Annotated in this window: 13 protein-coding genes and 11 pseudogenes; 9 read left to right on the top strand and 15 right to left on the bottom strand. The window is 61.6% G+C overall.

All coding sequences use genetic code 11. The features are described from left to right. Positions 1 to 87: 87 nt before the first annotated feature. The 3 genes and pseudogenes from NKI08_RS33455 to NKI08_RS33445 form a co-directional block, all read right to left on the bottom strand. Positions 88 to 668 (bottom strand): annotated as a pseudogene (locus tag NKI08_RS33455) (ATP-binding protein); the annotation flags it as partial. Positions 669 to 705: 37 nt separating this feature from the next. After that, a pseudogene (istA, locus tag NKI08_RS33450) lies at positions 706 to 2,190 on the bottom strand (IS21 family transposase). Between the two features lie 272 nt (positions 2,191 to 2,462). Beyond that, on the bottom strand, positions 2,463 to 2,900 hold the full coding sequence (locus NKI08_RS33445) for a hypothetical protein (RefSeq protein WP_352775593.1): 438 nt from the start codon (positions 2,898 to 2,900) through the stop codon (positions 2,463 to 2,465). 155 nt (positions 2,901 to 3,055) lie between these two features. On the opposite strand from NKI08_RS33445, the gene NKI08_RS33440 reads away from it, so the two are divergent. The 3 genes and pseudogenes from NKI08_RS33440 to NKI08_RS33430 form a co-directional block, all read left to right on the top strand. Beyond that, entirely contained in the window at positions 3,056 to 3,427 is a 372-nt protein-coding gene (locus NKI08_RS33440; RefSeq protein ID WP_352775591.1) for a hypothetical protein, read from the top strand. Between the two features lie 964 nt (positions 3,428 to 4,391). After that, a pseudogene (locus tag NKI08_RS33435) lies at positions 4,392 to 4,622 on the top strand (transposase); the annotation flags it as partial. A 63-nt stretch (positions 4,623 to 4,685) separates the two neighbouring features. Beyond that, positions 4,686 to 4,925: pseudogene (locus NKI08_RS33430) on the top strand (transposase); the annotation flags it as partial. Between the two features lie 27 nt (positions 4,926 to 4,952). Here the strand turns inward: NKI08_RS33430 and NKI08_RS33425 are convergent. The 7 genes and pseudogenes from NKI08_RS33425 to NKI08_RS34830 form a co-directional block, all read right to left on the bottom strand. Beyond that, positions 4,953 to 5,140 (bottom strand): annotated as a pseudogene (locus NKI08_RS33425) (IS110 family transposase); the annotation flags it as partial. After that, a complete protein-coding gene (locus NKI08_RS33420) occupies positions 5,112 to 6,143 on the bottom strand; it encodes an ABC transporter ATP-binding protein (protein WP_352775590.1) in 1,032 nt (343 codons plus the stop codon). The pseudogene NKI08_RS33425 and the gene NKI08_RS33420, both read right to left, overlap by 29 nt. Then, positions 6,127 to 7,149 (bottom strand): ABC transporter ATP-binding protein, encoded by a 1,023-nt coding sequence (locus tag NKI08_RS33415; RefSeq protein WP_352775587.1) that lies wholly within the window; start codon positions 7,147 to 7,149, stop codon positions 6,127 to 6,129. Before NKI08_RS33415 ends, NKI08_RS33420 begins: the two co-directional genes overlap by 17 nt. Further along, a complete protein-coding gene (locus NKI08_RS33410) occupies positions 7,146 to 8,078 on the bottom strand; it encodes an ABC transporter permease (protein ID WP_352775584.1) in 933 nt (310 codons plus the stop codon). Before NKI08_RS33410 ends, NKI08_RS33415 begins: the two co-directional genes overlap by 4 nt. Continuing rightward, the gene (locus NKI08_RS33405) at positions 8,075 to 9,049 is read right to left on the bottom strand and encodes an ABC transporter permease (RefSeq protein ID WP_352775581.1); all 975 of its coding nucleotides are present in this window, start codon (positions 9,047 to 9,049) and stop codon (positions 8,075 to 8,077) included. Before NKI08_RS33405 ends, NKI08_RS33410 begins: the two co-directional genes overlap by 4 nt. A gap of 36 nt (positions 9,050 to 9,085) precedes the next feature. Beyond that, a complete protein-coding gene (locus NKI08_RS33400) occupies positions 9,086 to 10,747 on the bottom strand; it encodes an ABC transporter substrate-binding protein (protein WP_352775578.1) in 1,662 nt (553 codons plus the stop codon). A 211-nt stretch (positions 10,748 to 10,958) separates the two neighbouring features. Next, positions 10,959 to 11,474, bottom strand: a complete 516-nt coding sequence (locus tag NKI08_RS34830; RefSeq protein ID WP_502899700.1) for a hypothetical protein — start codon at positions 11,472 to 11,474, stop codon at positions 10,959 to 10,961. A 114-nt stretch (positions 11,475 to 11,588) separates the two neighbouring features. Here NKI08_RS34830 and NKI08_RS33390 point away from each other — a divergent pair. Next, positions 11,589 to 11,857 (top strand): annotated as a pseudogene (locus NKI08_RS33390) (transposase); the annotation flags it as partial. On the opposite strand, the gene NKI08_RS33385 reads toward NKI08_RS33390, so the two are convergent. Further along, complete coding sequence (locus NKI08_RS33385) at positions 11,801 to 12,340, bottom strand: IS701 family transposase (RefSeq protein WP_352775575.1); 540 nt, start codon at positions 12,338 to 12,340, stop codon at positions 11,801 to 11,803. The pseudogene NKI08_RS33390 and the gene NKI08_RS33385 sit on opposite strands and share 57 nt — an antisense overlap. Positions 12,341 to 12,639: 299 nt before the next feature. Then, positions 12,640 to 13,953, bottom strand: coding sequence for an amidohydrolase family protein (locus NKI08_RS33380; protein ID WP_352775572.1), 1,314 nt, complete (start codon positions 13,951 to 13,953; stop codon positions 12,640 to 12,642). A 407-nt stretch (positions 13,954 to 14,360) separates the two neighbouring features. Here NKI08_RS33380 and NKI08_RS33375 point away from each other — a divergent pair. The 5 genes and pseudogenes from NKI08_RS33375 to NKI08_RS33355 all read left to right on the top strand — a co-directional run. Next, positions 14,361 to 14,462, top strand: a pseudogene (locus NKI08_RS33375) (IS110 family transposase); the annotation flags it as partial. A 179-nt stretch (positions 14,463 to 14,641) separates the two neighbouring features. Next, positions 14,642 to 14,758 (top strand): annotated as a pseudogene (locus tag NKI08_RS33370) (integrase core domain-containing protein); the annotation flags it as partial. A 1,124-nt stretch (positions 14,759 to 15,882) separates the two neighbouring features. Then, on the top strand, positions 15,883 to 16,056 hold the full coding sequence (locus NKI08_RS33365; protein WP_352775569.1) for a hypothetical protein: 174 nt from the start codon (positions 15,883 to 15,885) through the stop codon (positions 16,054 to 16,056). Between the two features lie 118 nt (positions 16,057 to 16,174). Further along, positions 16,175 to 16,477 (top strand): annotated as a pseudogene (locus NKI08_RS33360) (recombinase zinc ribbon domain-containing protein); the annotation flags it as partial. A gap of 155 nt (positions 16,478 to 16,632) precedes the next feature. Further along, the gene (locus NKI08_RS33355) at positions 16,633 to 17,505 is read left to right on the top strand and encodes a hypothetical protein (protein WP_352775594.1); all 873 of its coding nucleotides are present in this window, start codon (positions 16,633 to 16,635) and stop codon (positions 17,503 to 17,505) included. Positions 17,506 to 17,527: 22 nt separating this feature from the next. Here the strand turns inward: NKI08_RS33355 and NKI08_RS33350 are convergent. From NKI08_RS33350 to NKI08_RS33340, 3 genes and pseudogenes are all read right to left on the bottom strand, one after another. Then, positions 17,528 to 18,017 (bottom strand): annotated as a pseudogene (locus tag NKI08_RS33350) (DDE-type integrase/transposase/recombinase); the annotation flags it as partial. Between the two features lie 67 nt (positions 18,018 to 18,084). Further along, positions 18,085 to 18,318 carry a hypothetical protein gene (locus tag NKI08_RS33345; RefSeq protein ID WP_352775566.1) on the bottom strand — a complete coding sequence of 78 codons (234 nt, stop codon included), beginning with the start codon at positions 18,316 to 18,318 and terminating at the stop codon, positions 18,085 to 18,087. Between the two features lie 2 nt (positions 18,319 to 18,320). Next, positions 18,321 to 18,548 (bottom strand): annotated as a pseudogene (locus NKI08_RS33340) (transposase domain-containing protein); the annotation flags it as partial. Positions 18,549 to 18,649 lie beyond the last annotated feature (101 nt).

Raw genomic sequence — 18,649 nt, 5'->3', positions numbered from 1 at the left:
TACGTCGAGGTCGATTTCGTGGCGCATTCCGGCACATCTTCGTCCGGCAGCTTTGTGCAGACGATGGTGTTGACCGATATTGCCACGGGGTGGACTGAATGCGGCGATGGTTGAGCCTCGTTCGTAGCGGTCCTCAATGATCTCCAGGAGATCGCGGCGTTGGTCGTCATTGAGTTTTTCCGGTCCCCCGTCATCGAGGATCAGCAGGTCGGTTCTGGCAAGAGATTTGAGGATCCTGCCGTATCGCCCGTCGCCTCTTGCAAGCGAGAGGGCCGCGAATAGCCGGGGAACCCGGTGGTAAGCGACGGAGAAGTCTTCGCGGCAGGCCTTGTGGCCGAGAGCGCAGGCAAGCCAGCTTTTGCCGACGCCGGCTGGCCCGGTGACAAGAAGGCCATGATGCTTTCTGATCCAGTCGCAGCCGGCAAGCGCCATGAACAGATTGCGTCAAGACCGCGTGCAGCCCGAAAGTCGGCATTCTCGATCTGCGCGTCATGGCGAAGTTTGGCAGCCCTGGCGCGAGCCTCGAAACGCTTCTGGCGGCGCATGGTCGCCTCGCGTTCGAGCAGCATGGCAAGCCATTCGCCGTGCTCGAGGCCGCGCGCTTCAGACTGTGCGTCGAGTTCCTGGAAAGCGGTTGCCATGCCGTAAAGGCCGAGCTCTCGTAGCATGTCGATGGTGGGATTGATCAGGCACTGGTGGATCTCCTCAATGAAAGTAATCAGGGCCACGCAGATTGGCGTGATCGACGGTGGCGGTTGGTTCGGTGGAATGGCGTGCGGCTTTGTGGTTGGCGATGAGCGAAGCAATGCTCTTGCAGTTCAGGCCACCGATCTCGACAGCGCGGGCTGACACGGCTTCGGCCCGATTGCGATCGATGTCCCGAAACAGCCGTAGGATGCCCAGACATGTTCGAAAGCCCTGCTCGGGATGCGGCCGGCTGGCGAGAATTGCGATGACCAGACCTTCGGTTTGCGTGGCCCAGCGGCGAAAGCGCTCCGGCGTCCATTCGGCATAGCACCGGTGGGAACTGGGCATGTGATCCGGATCGGTTCCATGGCGAGGACCTCCATAGCGGCGCTGATGCACCGCGACGCGCTTGCCGCGGTGGAAGATCTCGATGGTGCGCGCCGTTGCTCTCAGATCGACCTGCTGACGAATGAGGCTGTGGGGCACGGAATAAAAGAAGGTCTTGAACTCGACATGATAATCCGTCGAGACGCGGGCCAAACGCCATTCGGCAAACTCGTAATCCTCCAGTAGAAGACTGGCCAAAGCCGGGCGCTCGACGGTCTCGAAGAGCTGCCGGCGACTGACGCCCAGCCGGCGCATGACGGGGTCGTTGATGCGATTGAGCGCCTGGGCAATGGCGGCATTGGCTTCAGCAAGCGAGAAGAAGGTCTGATTGCGCAGACGCCCCAAAATGCAGGACTGGGCGAAACGCACTCCATTCTCCACTTTCGATTTATCCCGAGGGCGTCTGGGCCGTGCCGGAAGAACGCCGACGCCATAGTGGGAAGCCATCATGCCGTAGCTGCGGTTGATCTCGGGATCGTAGAAGCTGGCTAGACTGACGCCCGACTTCAGATTGTCGGGGACCACGAGTCAAACGCCGTGAACAAAACCGAAATGCGAGCCAATCCAGTCGGGGAGCGTTTGCGTCCAGGTCGCCTCGGCAAAGGTGTAGCTGGAGGCACCCAGCACCGCCACAAAGATCTCTGCCTCGCGGATCTCGCCGGTTTTGCGATCGAACGGGATCTTCTTGCCGGAATAATCCACGAAGACCTTGTCGCCCGCAGCGTGCTCCTGACGCATTGTCGGTGACAGTCGCTGCTGGAATCCCCGTAGCAGTTCACAGAAGCGACTGTAGCCGTAGCCTTCGGGATGCGACCCGCGATACTCCTCCCAGAGGATGAGCAAAGTGACACCGGGCTTCTTGAGCTCGACCGCAAGTTCGGGCCAGTTCGGTTCCGTGCGTCGCCGTGTCCCCTGCTTGACGCTCGAGAACAAGCTTTTCAGTCGCAATGGCGCATCGTCGGTCAGGTCGCCCGGCAGGGGCCAGGTCAATCCAACGGCTGCCGCACGCTGCAGGTTATCCTGCACCGTGCTGCGCGCTATCCCCAACATGACTGCTATCTCGCGGGAGCTCGTCCCGCTTCCGGCAAGCCGAAGCATTTGTCTCAATTGTCTCATGGTCAGCCTTCTCTTCGCCGGCATCAAAATCTCCCCGTTTACCGCGCGGCACTTGATGCCAAAGTTGCTGACCGAGGAGGTAATCTTCAGTGCCGAAAACCGGCCGGTTTTTGATCGGAACGCTGGCCGGCTTCAAATCGGAACGGTGGCCGATCTTTGATCGGAATGGCGGCCGGCTTCGCGTCGGAATCTGCGCCCTAATCCGAAGTTTGAGTATTCGAAGACTGCAAAGCATTGATCCGGCGTCGTTTTCTGCCGGTTAGGTTTTTGCGTTACTGGACACGTAGCGGGTCGAAGCCGAGGAGTTCGAAGGCAGCCTCCTGAAGCGGTGTCTTTCGGGAATAGAGTGTGAAAGCATGCTCGCCCTGCAGCGGGGCAACCATGGTGTTGGCGGCCAAGGTGCCGAGATGGCGCAGGAGGTCGGCAAAGCCCATGACGGGCAGGCCGTTGTGGTTGCGTTTGGCGGCCTTCTTGCGTTTGGCGGTTTGCGAGGGCTCGGTCTTGACGACCGGCGAGGCGCGCTCGGCGCGGGCGGCTTGGAGGTCGGTGTCATGGAACAGCAGCGGTGCCAGGGCTTGGCGCAGATGCCATTCGACATGATATGCCAGCACGCAGAGGAAGACGTGGGCGCGCACCCGCGGCGCTGCCCAGTGGCGGATCGGACGGATGTCCAGATCGACCGTTTTGAGGCAGCGGAAGGCGCGTCCCACCGCGATAAATCCTTGTAGGCCCGGACCGTCTCGCCGGCGCTCAGCGCGTCGGCCTCGACGCTGGTGCGGATCACATAGATGCCGTCGAGCCTGGCTTCGGCCTCGATGGCGGCGCGATCCCGCGCGAAGGAGAAGTCGGTGTCGGTGATGGTGCATTGGAAGTGCTTGCCGACCTTGCGGCGATTGAGCACGGCGCCGACCGCCTGGCCGATGGCGGCGGCGTCCTGGAGCGGCTTGCGCGCCCGGCGGACCCGCTCCTGAATGCCGGCGAGGTCGCGCTCGGTAGCCTCCAGCAGTTCGCTGCGCTTGCGGGCGCGCTCGGCCGCCAGGTCCGGGTTGCGGCACACCATGAGGCGCTCGCCGGGATAGTCCGGGCTCTCGATCTCGGCCAGGTCGCGATCATCGAACAGCGACAGCTGCAGCGGCCCGTCCTGCGCCGCCAGGGCTTGGATCTGGGGCGCCCGCAAAGCAGGAGATCCAGTCCAGTCCGGCCGGCTGCAGATCCTCCCGGATGCGCGCACTTGTGATCATGCCGCGGTCGCCGACCAGCACCACGCGCTCCAGCCGGAAGCGCTGCTTGAGCTTGTCGACCTGCGCGCCGAGCGTCGCCGGGTCGGCGAAAAAAACCGCGCAAATCCGCCACTAGCCGGACTTTCACTAGTCAAACTTCAGCCTAATCCCATGTGAACGCTCACCGGCTCGAACTCAGCGGCGAATCCATGCGCAGATCGACCATCTCCGCTGCCGCTTGACCGGACCGCAAACACGGTGACATCTTGAACCGACGATCAGGTGCTCCACCTGCGCGCGATCAGATAGGAATGCTGCGCGGCATCAGATTGGAATACATGCGCGCGATCGTCGGAATCCGCACCGAGCTAAGTGTTCAGACGTAATCTTGGTCATTGCCGTCTCCTCGCCGATCCAGTCTCCGTTCTCCTCTCGTGTCCCCTGAGCTGCCGCTTCGACCAGGAGAAGCTGGAGCCGCGGCGTCAGCGTCCTCCTCACCCCGAGCGGAAGCTCCGCCGGCAACGTGGTTGGTTCGAATAAATCCCCTTGGCTGCGGCTCCTTCATCTGCGGCTCCTCGCGTTGAGAGAGAATCCTCTCTGAGCCAAGTTACGTGCGCACAGACCAAAGCGTGGAGTTCGTTGAGCTTCTCAAGCGGAAGCTTCGGATGCTGGACAAGTTCGCATGACAATCCAGCCGCGTTGGCCGTCCAGGCAGGCAGCAAAGCCAAGGTGCGATCGGTTTGGCGGATAATGAATTGATCGGCGCCAGCATGCCGCCGGACTCCGATCAACCGTGACGAAATCTCCCGCGCGTGGATGAAAGCGATATGTGATCCCAACCTCTTGCGCCGGAAACCCGGCAGTATGACGCTGCATCGACCGGAACCGGCAAGTCGTGGCTGGCCTGCGCCTTCGGCCGGCAAGCGGCACGGCTAGTCCGGGAATTAGCGGAAACCCTGTCCGGCTTTTGCGAAATGCGCAGTCTTCACCAGCGGCCAGAAACGCCGCGTCACCCCGGCCATCAAACGCCAGATGCGGCGGCGCTCGGTGGTCGAGCCAGTGATCGGCCCCATCAAGGCCGAGCACCGCTTGGGCCGCAACTACCTCGCCGGCCAGCAGGGCGACGCCCGCAACGCCATCCTGGCCGAAGCCGGCTACAACTTCTCCCTCCTGCTCAGATGGCTGAAGGGTTTTTTGTCGCTCTTGATCGCTCTGCTTCAACCCCGGCCAAGCCGGTCGCCCCTTAGAGCCCAAATTGTTCACGGTCGACTCGCGATGCTGGGACGGAAGGAGCGCGATCAGCTTGAGCTATTCATGACTGGCTCGCTGCGACAACTTATCCCTGATAATCATATTCTCGCGCGGGTCGATCGTGTGCTGGATCTGTCCTGGCTGCGCGACGAGGCGGCGAACCTCTACTGCACCAACAATGGCCGCCCCGGCATCGATCCCGAGGTGGCTGTCCGCCTGATGCTCGCGGGTTTCCTGCTTGGAATTGTGCATGATCGCCGGCTCCCAGGCAAACAGTTGGTTGGGGCCTCTCCGCGCCCAGTGATGAGCGGTCGCGCATGCCTCCATCGCCACGCTGCAGCTGGGAAGAGACTGCATGAACGCAAGGAATGTTTGCGCGACAGCTTCTTGCGAAACACGACTTCGCCCTCGGCTGTGGCACCGTGCAACTGAAAGACCTGCTTGGCCAGGTCAACGCCGATGATCGGCACTTCCTTCATAGCCAATCACGCGCCAGCAGGCGGCCATATGCTTCGGCCCTACTTCGACGGCGGGCGGTTCCTCTTGCCGGCAGCGGTCGAAGGCGAGCGGGCAGCGGGGATGGAAGCGGCAGCCGTTCGGGATGCGAGCAGCACTCGGGACCTCGCCCTGAAGGGCGGGCAACTCACCGCGGTGGGCATCGGGTCGGACCTTGGGCGTGGCGTCGCGCAGCGCGATCGTATAGGGATGGCGCGGGTTCAGAGTGATCTCGTCGGCCGTGCCAATCTCGACCAACCGTCCGAGATACATGACCGCGATCCGGTCTGCGATCAGCCAGGCGACTGGCAGATCGTGGGTGATGAAGAGAAGCGCCAGGTTCTGCTTCGCGCGGAGTTTCATGAGGACCTGGAGGATCTGCGCGCGGATCGAGACATCGAGCATCGACACCGGTTCGTCGGCGACGATGAGTTCGGGCTTCACCGCGAGCGCTCCCGCGATTACGACCCTCTGGCGCTGTCCGCCCGAGAGTTCGTGTGGAAAGCGCGCAAATAACTCGGCTGGAGAACTGAGCCCGGCCGCCGCCAGGGCCTCGCTCACCCGCGCGGTGAGCTGATGGCTGTTCTCGACCAGCCGGAGCGAGCGCAGCGGCTCGGCCACGACATCGAACACGGTGTGCCGGGGATTGAGCGCCTGATAGGCATCCTGGAAGATCATCTGCACCCGACGCCGGTACGGACGCAGCGCCGAAAAGCCTTGCGCCGAGGTCATGTCATCGCCCTCGAACAGCAGCTTTCCGCCGGTCGGCTGCACCAGCTTGGTGACGACACGGCCGAGCGTTGTCTTGCCGGAGCCCGATTCCCCGACGACCGCGACGATCTCACCGCGGCCGACGATGAGGTCGATCCCGTCGACCGCACGCACCCCGCCGCTCTGCCGGCCCAGCAGGCGGTCGAATACACCGCCCTGTATCGGGTAATGGACTTGCAGGCCCTCGAGACGCAAGACTTCAGTGCCGTCGCGCATGGGCCTGGGCCTTTTCTAAGGGCTGCACATGGGAGTGCAGGTGACAGGCCACGCATCCCCCCGAGGTCCTCTCGAAATCGGGGATTGCAGCCGCGCAGACATCCATGGCGGAGGGACACCGGGGGTGGAAGGCACAGCCCGAGGGGCGGGTCTGAAGATTGGGCGGATCGCCCGGGATCGACTGGATCGTCCGGTTGCCGCTCGCCGGGTCCGCGATCGAGGCGATCAGCAGCCGGGTGTAGGGATGCCGGGGTGCGGCGAAGATTTCGGCCACGCTGCCCTCCTCGATGATGCGGCCGGCATACATGATCATCACCCGATTGCAGGTCTCGGCCACCACAGAGAGATCGTGGGTGATCAGGATGAGCCCGAGGTTGAGCCGCGCTCGCAGCTCTCCCAGCAGCTTGAGGATCTGCGCCTGGGTGATGACGTCGAGCGCGGTGGTCGGCTCGTCGCCGATGACGATCGACGGCTTGCAGGCGAGCGCCATGGCGATCATCACGCGCTGGCGCATACCCCCCGAGAGTTCGTGCGGATAGGCCGTGCCTCGATCCGCCGGGATGCCGACCAGCTCAAGCAATTCCATTGCCTTCTCTCTCGCCTTGTCGCGCGATAGGCCGAGCTTCAGCATGCAGGGCTCGGCAATCTGCCGGACGACCCGATGCACCGGGTTGAGCGCATTCATCGCCCCCTGGAAGACGACCGAGGTCTCGCTCCACCGATGCGGCCGCATGGCCGCATCGTCGTCGATCGGAAGCCGCTCTCCGCGATAGCGGACCGCGCCCGCGCTGACCGCTGCATTGGGCGGCAGGAGGCCTGCAATCGCCATGGCGGTCGTGGTCTTGCCACTGCCGGATTCACCGACAAGCGCCACGGCCTCTCCGGCCTTGAGCTCGAAGCTCACGTCGCTGATCGCGGGCAATGACATGCCCTTCAGCCGATAATCGACAGACAGGCCGTCGACCGAAAGAAGCGGCGCGCCATCATTTTGGATAAGGTCTGTCATGGGATCGCCCGCCGACGAGGATTGAAGGTGTCATCGAGCGCATTCCCGACCAGGACGAAGCCGAGCGAGACCGCAAGCACGCAGACGCCCGGCGCGCCGAGATACCACCAGGCGCCCACGCTTGCAGCTCCGGCGCGCTGCCCCAGATAGAGCATCGTGCCCCAGGATGGCTGCAAGGGATCTCCGAGCCCGAGGAATGAGAGCGCCGTCTCCGTATAGATCGCGCCGGCGACGACCAGAGCGCCATTGGCAGCGATCAGAGGCACGAGGTTTGGCAGGATATGACGCATCATGATGCCGAGATCGCTGCTGCCGACCACGCGGGCCCGATCGACAAACTGACGTTCCCGCAGCGTCAGCGTCTGGCTGCGCACGATCCGCGCGACAAAACCCCAGCTCGTCAGGCCGATGACCAGGATGACCACGAAGAGCGAGGGCCGGAAGCCGAGGATCGTTCCCCCGCGCCCGAAAACTTCGAGAAACACCGGCGTGATGACCAACGCCAGCACGAAGGTGGGGACGATGAAGAAGAAATCGGTCAGGCGCATCAACCAGACGTCAATCCTGCCCCGATAGTACCCTGACATCATTCCGATCGCGGTGCCGACGATGAGGCTGATCACGGTCGCCACCAGCGCGATCGTCAGCGAGACCCGAGCGCTGTGGACGACGAGATTGAGCACATCACGCCCGACCTCATCGGTTCCAAGGATATTCTGGGCATTCGGCGATGCGAGGAAATCTCCGGTTGCATTGGCCGCCGTCTGCAGCGGGCCCACAAGGAGGCGTGGCACCGCCGCCAACACGAGAACGAAGGCAAGGATCGAGAGGCCGATCCGCGCGCCGACGTAACCGGTGAATTTGCAAAGAAAGGTTCGCGTCGCGCACAGCCGGACAGGCGCGCCGAGGTTTGTCGCAGCTTGGCTCATTGTGTCACACGGGGGTCAAGAAGGCCGTAGGTCAGATCAGCCACGATGTTGGCGATCACGATTGACGCGCCGAGCAAGAGAAAGATGCCCTGCAGGACGGGATAGTCCCGCGCGTTGAGCGCTTCGACCGTCAGCCCGCCAACCCCCGGCCAGTTGAATACGGCTTCGACCGTGATGGCTCCCGCCACGACATAGCCGAGGTTGAGCGTTATCAGGGTCACGACCGGCAGCATGGCATTGCGGAAGGCGTGACGCATCAGCATCTGGCGACCGGTCAGCCCCTTGGCCCGGGCGGTGACCATGTAGTCCTCGGTCACGACGTCACTCATCGCGGCGCGGGCGACTAGGACATATTGCCCGGCCAATCCCAGTGCCAAGGTCGCCGACGGCAGCACGAGATGCCGGAGCCGGTCGGCGAGCCAGCTCGGCGCCCCCCCTGCCCCGCCCGTCGGTGAATAGGCACCGTAGCCGGGAAACCACCCCAGGGTCGTGCTGAACACCAGCACCATGAGCATGCCGAGCCAGAACGCTGGCGTGGAATAGAGCGCCAGGGAGGCCCCAGTGGTCAGCTGGTCGATGGCCCCGCCTCGTCGCCAGCCGGCATAGAGCCCGAGCATGACCCCGAACATGATCGCGAAAAGCTGGGCCACGCCGACCAGGGCTAGGGTCGCCGGGATCCGCGCCAGGAGCAGGTCGGCAACTTGCTCACCCCTGAATTTGAAGCTGTAGCCCAGATCGCCATGGAGCGTCGACCACACGTAGGCAACCGCCTGCTCCGGCAGCGGCTTGTCAAGGCCCCACTGTTTGCGCAGCCCATCGATCTGCTGCTCGGTCACGCTCGCGCGTGCCCCGGCCAGAAGAAGCTGGGCGGGGTCGCCCGGGACCACTCTGAACAGGATGAAGTTGAGCGACATCACCATCAGCAGCGTCACCAACGCCCTGATGAGAATGCGACCTATGCGTCGGCCCATTGACTGTCCCTTCCGATCCGCTCAAAGAGCCAGCCGTCAGACCGGCTCTAGGCGATCGAACGGGAAGTAGCTCCAACCTGTCAAGTCAGTCCCCCACCCTTTGAAGCAATCCTTGCGATAGGCACCGAGCGTAAAGGGATAGCTCAGTATGATATAGGGCGCTTCCGTATAAGCCAGGCGCGCCGCCTGATCGACGAGTTCCTGGCTCTTCTTGAGATCGACAGTGCCATCCACTTCCGCAAGGTACTTGTTGAATTTCTCGTTCGTCCAGTACGACGTGTTTTCTATGCCGACGGCTTTGTTGCTCCCCAGGATGAGCAGGTCGTGAGGCGAGGTAGACCGCCAGTTGCTAGCAACAAGCATATCCCAGTCTCCACCGCCCCTCGCCGGCGCGGCCGTGCGGGCCGTTAGTGCGCCGGAGTCCATCTGGGTTACCGAGACGGGAATGCCAATTTGTTGCAGCCAGCCAGCGATAAGCTGCACGGCTGCTAACGGGATCCCGGACACGCCCGAAAATGTCCCGGTGAGCAGCTCAAGCTGGATCTTCTTGCCTTCCTTGTCCTTCCGGACGCCGTCACCGTTCGTATCGCGATACCCTGCCGCATCGAGCCTTCGAGCTGCCTCCTTGAGATCGAAGTGGCGCCTGATGTCACTCAGATCCGAGTAGTAATCGGCCGCCACTGGCATGACCAGCCCAACGCCAGGGTCGGCGTGGCCACGGTAGGCGCGATCGACGATCGCCTTCTGGTCGATCGCATAGCCGATTGCGTCACGAAACGCCGGATCCCGCAGGGCCTTTGTGCTGCCCGCCCCTTTCCCAGTGGCGGTGTTGAACGCTAGATAATCTCGCTGCTCGACCCGCGATTCAAAGACCGCGATGTCGGGGTCCTTCGAGAGATCGGCCCATTGTGCGACCGTCAGGCTGCCGTTATAGTGGAGGCTCCCGCTCTTCAGGCCCTGGGCGATGGGATCGAGTGTGCTGAAGAAGTAGCAAATCATGCCGGCCGTTGCCGGCTGCCCGGCGCGGAAGTATGGGTTCGGCGTTAAGCGGGCAAATTGCCCCTGCTTAAATTCCGCAACGATCATCGGAGCCGTTCCCACTAAAGGGGGATCGTTGCGGAAGGTGCTGCGCGCATCCGCATAGCTGATGTCCTTCCAGACGTGCTCTGGGACCATCATTATGTAATTGTCGACTGGCCAGCGGGTTGGTGACTTCGTCACGATCTGCAAGGTCTCGTCGTCGAGGGCGCTGATCGACTCGACGTTCTCCAGTCCACCGGTATTGTTAAAGCCGACGTTCAATTCGTCGGGCTTGCCTATGGAGTCGCGGAGATAATTGTAGGTGAACGCGGCGTCCCTGGCTGTGGCAGGTTGGCCGTCCGACCACTTCATGCCGGGCCAAATCTTGAATGTCCACGTAAGCTGGTCGGCGGCAACCGACCACTCCTTGGCAAACCCCTTCCGGTCGGGATGACGCTGCGCGTCCACGCCGACAAGCATGTCATAGGTGAACCATAAGGGGGTTACCACCCCCCAGCCGGCAAATGGATTCAGGGAGGCGGGACTGCTTGTAGTGCCGATGCGCACGATGTTGTCACACGAGGCCGCAAACGCAGTTGAGCGCAACACTAAAGGTGCAGCCGATCCCATCAGCATTGTCTTCAAGGCCGCACGGCGGCTGAAGTTCGATTTTTTCATTCTCTCCTCCCTTTATGCGTTTAGGAAGCTTCAGCTTCTGGATTGACACGCGCGACAGTGCGAAGCTGACCCTAACTGTTCATATGATTATAGATTCCCTCTGAATGCCTCTACGGCACCTCATTTGCGTGTGATGTTCCTCGCGAATTCAAAAAGAGGCAAATATAGAGTCCATATGGGCCCCATCTAAGCCCGCGATACCCGGTGCGGTTCAAACCTCACGTCCGAGAGCAGCGATCTGGCGAGCCCAATAATGCGCGGTCGTGCAGGCCTCCATCTCGATCAGGCAGGGCTCCAGCCTACCGAGAAAATCGAGCACCGCTCCCGGGCGCAGCTTTAGGGGAGTGCCAGAGGGGAATGCCGCCAGCTCGCGCACCGCACTCGATCTGGTCGCGCGCATCCAGAAACATACCGGCCATATCGGCAACCGCACCTTCAACGGCACCAGCAACACCACCCAGGAACAACTCGATCTCTTCGACGCTCTGAACCTTCCAAAGCCGGCCTGAACGCTCGCGGTTGTGGCACATGAGCTGATGCACCAGCCAGTGCGCGCCCGAACACGCCTCGAAAGCAATACTGAGGCGCTCGTCGGCATGCTCACCGAAGAAGGCGACAGACGTGATCGGGTGAACTGCCTTCGCATGACAATGTCACCATCCGGGCCAAGGCCGATCAGGTGGAACGTGCTCTTGCCGATGTCGATGCCGATTTGCTTGATCTTCATGAATGCCTCCGTTGTTGACGGTGCTCCGCCGGGGAGGAGGCGAATCATCCCACAAGACGAAGCAAAGGATCGGCCAGAAGAACGGGATTGTACGGCAGTGGGCCAGACGAGGCACGCGGCCTCACCTCGATCTTCCTGCCGTCGCGCGCGCCGGAGCTGAACCCGGTCGAGAACGTCTGGCAGTATATGCGCCAGAACTGGCTCTCCAACCGTGTAGCGACAGCTATGACGATATCATCGATGCGGCCTGCGACGCGTGGCAGAAACTCCTCGCAGCTTCCGAGACCATCACATCAATCGGCATGCGCCAATGGGGCCCATGTCGGTCAAACCCCATGACTCTTGGTATTAGGCGGCAGCGGGACCTGGGCGCCAGACGCTGAGTGTAGGCTGAACGCCGACAACATAGGTCGATCGAGCTCCGACAGGCCCGCGCGGAAACCGCCGTCGGCGCCATATCCGGCCTCAGCCAGAACCACGCCGGGCGCGACGCCCTCGGCCTTGGCCGTCCTGATCTGCGCAAGCGCGATCTGCGGCTTGGTCAGGAACGTGATCTCTGCCGGAATCTTGGCCTTCTTGCGTTGTTCTGGATTCTCCGCCCAACTGTGCGGGAGATACAATTCATAGTCAATCGGAAGCCAGGCTGCGTCATTTGCGATCGATAGGCTAACCCATCTGACAGTGTCCTGCTTGCCCAACTGGCCGCAATACTGGCGCGCTACGCCCACCGATTGCTTGCCCTTCTTGGGAAACCCCGTGTCGTCGACGATCCACGCCCGGATCGGTCCACGCTGCTCGATCTGTGGAAGCACCCAGTCGCGAACCCGCGCCAGGAAGGCCGCGTCCGACCGCGGCGCCTGTCCCAACGAAATGCAGCAGAGACTGATGCTTGGCCGCCACCCGTGACGGCGCCATGACGGCCGCCAACGGCTCCACGCTCTTGCGCTCCATCGGCATCAAAAGTCCCAGGCAATAATCCTTCAGCGGCGCGGTCGACATGGCCGATCACCCCGATCAAAGCATCGACATAAGCGTCGAATGCGGCTTCACGCTCGGCTGTCCAGTCGGGCATGGCGGGGCGCTTCCTTGATCACGAAGCAGTACCCTAACAAAGCCGCAACCAGCGCGAATCCCCCAGCAGCCGCGACTTTCTGACTCAGGAAGATTAGCAGTTGGGCGTCTCGTGCCGCTGTGCGTTCGGAAAGAACTCCAACGCGTTCCCGCGCATGATTCCGTTGATCAGTTCTGGCGTCTCCTCCTGGGCAATCCATCCTTCAGCCACCAGTTGAGATATGGCCAGCGCGATACCACGACGTGCCATGAGGGCGTGGCCATAGATTGGCTCGACTGCGACGTAATCTCCGCCGAAGGTAAAGATCTTGTTTGCTGGAACCGACATCAGAAATTCCTTCAGAAAGCGCACGCTTGCAGCCGGATTAATTATCCATGCCCAACACATGTCGATGAATGCGTTCGGGTAGTGTTTGGCGACGGCGATGAATTCATGCTGGTAAGGATAACCTATATGCATCAAGACAAACCGGGTGTCCGGGAAATCCTGTAGAAGGCGGCAAAGATCCGAAGCATTATCGCGAATACGGGCAAGCTCCATGAACCCGCTGCCTTCCAGAATTCCAGTGTGCAGCTTAACTGGCAGACCGCATTCACCCGCCTTGTCGACGCAATAGCGAAAAAGGAAATCCTGGAGCGCTTTGAAATCCTCAGAACCGAGGGGATGGCCGAGGACGCCAACATGGCGCGCAAACAGCCGTGAGGCTCGCGGCTTGGAAATCGGCGCGAAATCGAGAGGCCGTGAATAGGCGATCTGGCATTTCACCGCTACTGCCTTATGCCCATAAGTAGCGAAATAGTGATCGATGACATCGAGCCATTCCTCTAGTGTCGTCGGCTGTCTGCCAGTCTCGGCATGGACAAGAGCTAAATCCGCAGCGCTGCACCGGCAGAATGGGAGAATACTTAGATCCTGCAAGAGGAGCGTGGGCTGTTCCGTCTCCATGAAAATACGCTGCACGGAATTAACTTGGCAGGACTCGATATTCGCACGGCGCAGTATTGTTGGGTAGAAGCCAGGCCGAACAGTGTCACGGTATTTTTCGGCAATGCGCGGCACACTTTTGGAGGTCAGGTCTTCCTCTCCGTAGAGGCCGCGAAACGTATGGAGGAGCGCCTGGGCGTAGCCGGTGTGACGGATACAATTCCAAAAGGGCGCGACTAGCTTGTACTTCTCCTCGCCCGAAAGGTTCGGCCCGAGGAAGCTTTGCAGTGCCGTTGCTGGCATTCCTGCGGACGCCAGATCGCTGCAGATGTAGGCGCTGAACAGGTACGTCCAGTCGTCGCATCGCATTAGCAGATCGACCGACCCAGATATGCGCTGGCTTTCTTCAACTAGATGCTCGTGGGTATCCACGAACGGGGTCTCCTCGATTAATTGTGCGATCTGCCGATCGGAGTTCGTCATTGTAAACCTTAGCCTCTGTTTGCAGTGGGTAGCATCTGGGTTGCGATCGCACTGATCGGAGTAAAGATGACGTGAGCGCCGGGCGAATGACTGCCATCATTGCTCGCTGTCCTCAGTACCTCTCTGTGACGTAACAGCGGGGAAGGCCCTGCCTCTGTCAATTTGATGATCAACTACCTAGTGCGTCAAATGCCGTTTCGGTATCCAACCCATCTGAATTTGAGATGGCTGTCGATCCAGATAGGCCGACCTTCAGCAGAAGCACGCCACCATCCGCTACTACGATCTCGGCAGTTACGGGCCTCTGATAATCTGATGGGTAGCCCCTTCTGGAGTGCCACTGTGGTCTGGAAAGGATCGGGAGGATTTGGCTATGCGCGAGGATCTGGTTATGTAGGAAGTAATCGATCATCGGCGTTGACCTGGCCAAGCAGGCCTTTCAGTTGCACAGTGCAACGGCCGAGGGCGAAGTAGTGTTTCGCAAGAAGCTGTCGCGCAAACAGTCCTTGGTTCCTTAAGTTGATGCATTCTTTCCCCGCTGCAGCGTGATGGAGGCATGCGCGAACCGCTGGCAATCGAGGCAGCGTTCGAGGCGGAGCGGATGCACCGGGAACGGCAGGAAGATCAGATACTCGATCTGGAACTGCAGCAGGCCCGCGACGAGGCCACTCTTGCCGAATGCCGCTACTTTAGTCGGCCGGGTAAGCCGACGGACAATGCATACATCGAAGCCTTCAACGGTCGTTTCCGGGCGGAGTGCCTGAACACCCACTGGTTCCTGACGCTTGCAGATGGCTTCACCAAAACCATCAACGCCGGGCATTGCAAGGCCGGGCAGCCCAACGTGCTGGCCTTGTGCGGGGTGCTGATGCATTCGAGCCTGGCCGTCAACGTGCCGAGGAGGCAAGGCTCGAGACCGCAAAGAGGTTGGCGAAGTTCCTCGCTCTCATCGCGGTGGTCAGCTGGCGAATATTCTTCGTGACTATGTCGGCGCGCGCCAAGCCGCGCCCGACAGCGTTCTCACTTTCGCCGAGATCACTGCGCTCGACCAGATCGACGTCCAGAACGCGACCGCGCCTCCAACGGCCCACGCTCGCCGCCTACCTGCTGCAAATCGCCATGCTTGGCGGCTATCTCGCCCGTGACCTGCCACAGAGTTTTCCTCCACCTGGAGTTAGAGTCTCCGCAACCGTGCTCCGATCCCATTCTCTGGACCGCCGGAAGGTAGAGTTTCCCGGTTTTCTCACGATGGCGGGCTGGCGGCGCCATCGGGTTTGAGCAACGAGATCGGGGCCTTGTGCCCGATCGCCCCATGTGGGCGTTCCTCGTTGTACAACGCGACGACAGAACGCCCACGGGATCGCGGAGCACGAGCTTTTTTACCCGTGGCATCCTTGGGCCGGGAGCCTGGCCCATATTTATGAGGTGGTCAAGAAGGCTGGTAGAGAGGTTTTCCGTTGCAGCCTCTCTGGTCGGGGATCCGATCGGTGGCTGGAGATTCCAGCCTGGATGTTTGATCGGGCGGCTAGTGCCGCCTGGCAGATTGGCGCCGCTCCCATGTCGATATTGCTGCGCTACGCGCCTTGGCGACGCTGCTGCAGGATGTAACACCCGGTTCGGGCACCCCATCGCAAATGCGAGATTCGAGCGCAGCATTGGGCTCTCACGACGCGAATCGGGGAGATGTCCATGCCGCGCCAGCTCACCACGTACCAGTTCGATCTGTTCTCCAATCCGCACGATGTCGAGACGCGGCGGACGCCGCAATGGAGACGCTGCCGGCCGAGACGCGCCGGACGCTGACGAAGGTGATGGTCCGCCTGATCCTCGACCACGCCGACGTCGATCTCGCTCGGGAACGGCAGGAGGGGCGCCATGATGTCTGAGAAGATCAGGCCGCACCATCTGTAGCGCAAGGCGATCCTGTATGTGCGGCAGTCCTCGGCCCATCAGGTTCTGCACAATCGTGAGAGCAGCGCCCTGCAGTATGCGATGCGCGATCGCCTGACGGCGCTTGGCTGGTCTCGCATCGAGACTGTCGACGAAGACCTCGGTCGCTCGGCGGCCGGCGGCGTCACACGTGCCGGTTCGATCGAATGGTAGCCGAAGTCTGCCTCGGCAAGGTCGGTGCTGTCGCGGCGCGGGAAGTATCGCGCTTCGCCCGGAGCGCAACAATGGCGATGTGGTTTGGCGCAGCCCAAGCTATGCGACCATCCACCGAATGATCGAGAACCCGATCTACGGCGGCGCCTACCCTGTGGTAAGAGTCGTGTCGCGACAGGATATGATGCAGCGGGGAGTGATCCGACCCAGGAGCCGCCGTAAGGCGCGAGCCGAGTGGCTGGCTCTGATCTCGGATGTCCGTGAGGGTTATGTCAGTTGGGAACGGGCGGAGGCGATCCGCAAGCTGGTGAGCGACAACGTGCCCACGGGCCGGCATCACGGAGCGCCCAAGCATAGCGACGCTCTGCTCGCCGGCCTTGTCCGCTGCCGGCGCTGTGGACGCAAGCTGACGGTCCGTTACACAGGGACCAAACATAACGTTCCACGCTATTCGTGTTGGCGGGGCTTGCTCGACAATGGCGAGCCCGCGCTGCATCGCATTCGGAGGATTGCGCGTCGACGACGCCGTCGAGGAAGCTCTTCGTTGTCACCGCGGCCGTCGAGGCCGAAGCACAATTGGCCAGTCGCCGCGATCAGGTTCGTGATGCGCTGGTGCGCGATCTCGAGGCGGCACGCTACAGCGCTGATCGGGCGTTCCGGCAATACGACGCCATCGATCCGCAGAACCGGCTGGTCGCGGCGGAACTGGAGTTGCGATGGAACCGGGCGCTCACGCGTGTCGGCGAGATCGAGAGCAGGATTGCCGCGCATGATGGCTCGACATTGGAACCATCACTTCTGTCGCCAATACACGTCGCCGCCCTCGCCGCCGATCTCAAGGCTGTCTGGTCGGCGCCGACGACCGACGCGAGGCTCAAGAAGCGCATCGTGCGCACCGTCATCCACGAGGTGGTCGCCGATATCGACGAAGAAGCGTCAGCGATCGTTCTCCTGATCCATTGGATTGGCGGCGTCCACACCGAACTGCGCCTGCCGAGGAGGCGGCGCGGACAGCGCAACACCACGTCCGGCGATATCATCGCGGCCGTCCGCCAACTGGTGCTAATCGCCAATGATGATCTGATTGCCGGCATCCTCAACCGCAATGGACTGGTGACTGGCCACGGCAATCGATGGACCCGCGAACGGGTCACCGCGCACAGGTCGCATCATACGATCCCTGTCTTCCGGCCAGCGGCCGACGGCAAAGAGCCATGGCTTAACCTGAACAAGGCGGCGCGCCTTCTCGGCGTTGCACCGAAGACCCTCAGGCTCGCCGCGGGCGAGATCGAAGGCGTTCATTCTCTGCCGGATGGTCCATGGATCTTCAGCCGATCAACGCTTGGGGAACCGGCGGCTCAATGCATCGTTCATCGCGCGCGGCAAAACCCAAAATACCCCACGGGATCGCGTCCCGATCAGCAAAACCTGTTCACTTCAACGACATAGAAGATGGGTGTTATGAAACAGGATTTAAATCCTCCCGCCATTCGGCAATGGCGCTACGGGCGTGGTCCAGGCCGAAGAACAAGCTCTCGTTCAGAAGCTCGTCGTGCATGCGACCGTGCCATTCGATCCCGTGATCGTTCGACCATGCGAGGATGGCGTTCGAGGTGAACTCGGTGCCATGGTCGGAGACGATCATGCGCGGCTTGCCGCGGTGAGCGATCAGTTCCGTCAGTTCACGGGCAACCCGACGGCCGGAGATTGAGGTGTCCGGGATCGCGGCCAAACATTCGCGCGTCACGTCGTCGACGATGTTGAGCACGCGGAAGCGCCAGGCCGCAGGCGAACTGGTCATGCACGAAATCCAGCGACCAGCGCGCATTCGGCTTTGCCTCGACCAGGAGCGGCGCCCGCGTGCCGACGGCTCGTCGTCGCGCCCGACGCTTGCGCACCGTCAGTCCTTCCTCGCGGTAAAGACGATAGATACGGTTGATCCCCGATGTCTCGCCCGTACGCATCCGGTGAAGACCGCAGACGTGCGCATCCGGCAGCCAGGAGAACCTGAGCACCGGAGTGCTGGGGTCAAGCTTTCTTTGGGGAGACGCGATGATATTCTTCGACGAGGAGTTTGACCTCCTCGATGCCTTCATCGGTGAAGGCCAAGATCCCGTCGTCATCGTTGGCGCCGTAGACCCAGATGACGCCGTCCTCGGGCTCGAGACCGAGGGTCAGGTCCTGGATGAGCGCTTCGCTGACGCCGAGGTCCCTGGCGACACGATCGACGGTGTAGACGTGATGCACCTTATTGCGCTGCATGATCAGGCCGCCGCTGGTTGGGTCCGCAATTTTGCGGATCTCCAATTCCACGGCAGCAAATCATCGATCCGATGGGCCGGATAGGCGGGCAGTCGGGCGAGGACGTCGGCGAGCCAGGCCTGCGGGTCGACATCGTTCATCTTGGCGCTGACGATCAGGCTGTAGAGAACGGCCGCGCGCTGTCCGCCGCGATCGGAACCGCAGAAGAGCCAGGACTTTCTGCCGAGAGCGAAGACCGATTCATTATGCACCTCCTTTTCAAATGGCGGAAAACAGCGATTCCTGGTTGTCGTCGTGGATGCGATGCGGAGTATTGCGCGCCAAATCGGCC

Source organism: Mesorhizobium sp. M0768 (genome assembly GCF_040320195.1).
Classification (GTDB): domain Bacteria; phylum Pseudomonadota; class Alphaproteobacteria; order Rhizobiales; family Rhizobiaceae; genus Mesorhizobium.
Note: the sequence above shows the minus strand (reverse complement) of the source record. Positions and strands in the feature narration are given on the sequence as shown.

Bases quoted from the DNA above. Each gene is read 5' to 3' on its own strand.
- NKI08_RS33420 (WP_352775590.1), bottom strand. From the start codon at position 6,143: ATGCGCGACGGCACTGAAGTCTTGCGTCTCGAGGGCCTGCAAGTCCAT.
- NKI08_RS33415 (WP_352775587.1), bottom strand. From the start codon at position 7,149: ATGACAGACCTTATCCAAAATGATGGCGCGCCGCTTCTTTCGGTCGAC.
- NKI08_RS33410 (WP_352775584.1), bottom strand. From the start codon at position 8,078: ATGAGCCAAGCTGCGACAAACCTCGGCGCGCCTGTCCGGCTGTGCGCG.
- NKI08_RS33405 (WP_352775581.1), bottom strand. From the start codon at position 9,049: ATGGGCCGACGCATAGGTCGCATTCTCATCAGGGCGTTGGTGACGCTG.
- NKI08_RS33400 (WP_352775578.1), bottom strand. From the start codon at position 10,747: ATGAAAAAATCGAACTTCAGCCGCCGTGCGGCCTTGAAGACAATGCTG.
- NKI08_RS34830 (WP_502899700.1), bottom strand. From the start codon at position 11,474: ATGAAGATCAAGCAAATCGGCATCGACATCGGCAAGAGCACGTTCCAC.
- NKI08_RS33380 (WP_352775572.1), bottom strand. From the start codon at position 13,953: ATGACGAACTCCGATCGGCAGATCGCACAATTAATCGAGGAGACCCCG.
- NKI08_RS33345 (WP_352775566.1), bottom strand. From the start codon at position 18,318: ATGCAGCGCAATAAGGTGCATCACGTCTACACCGTCGATCGTGTCGCC.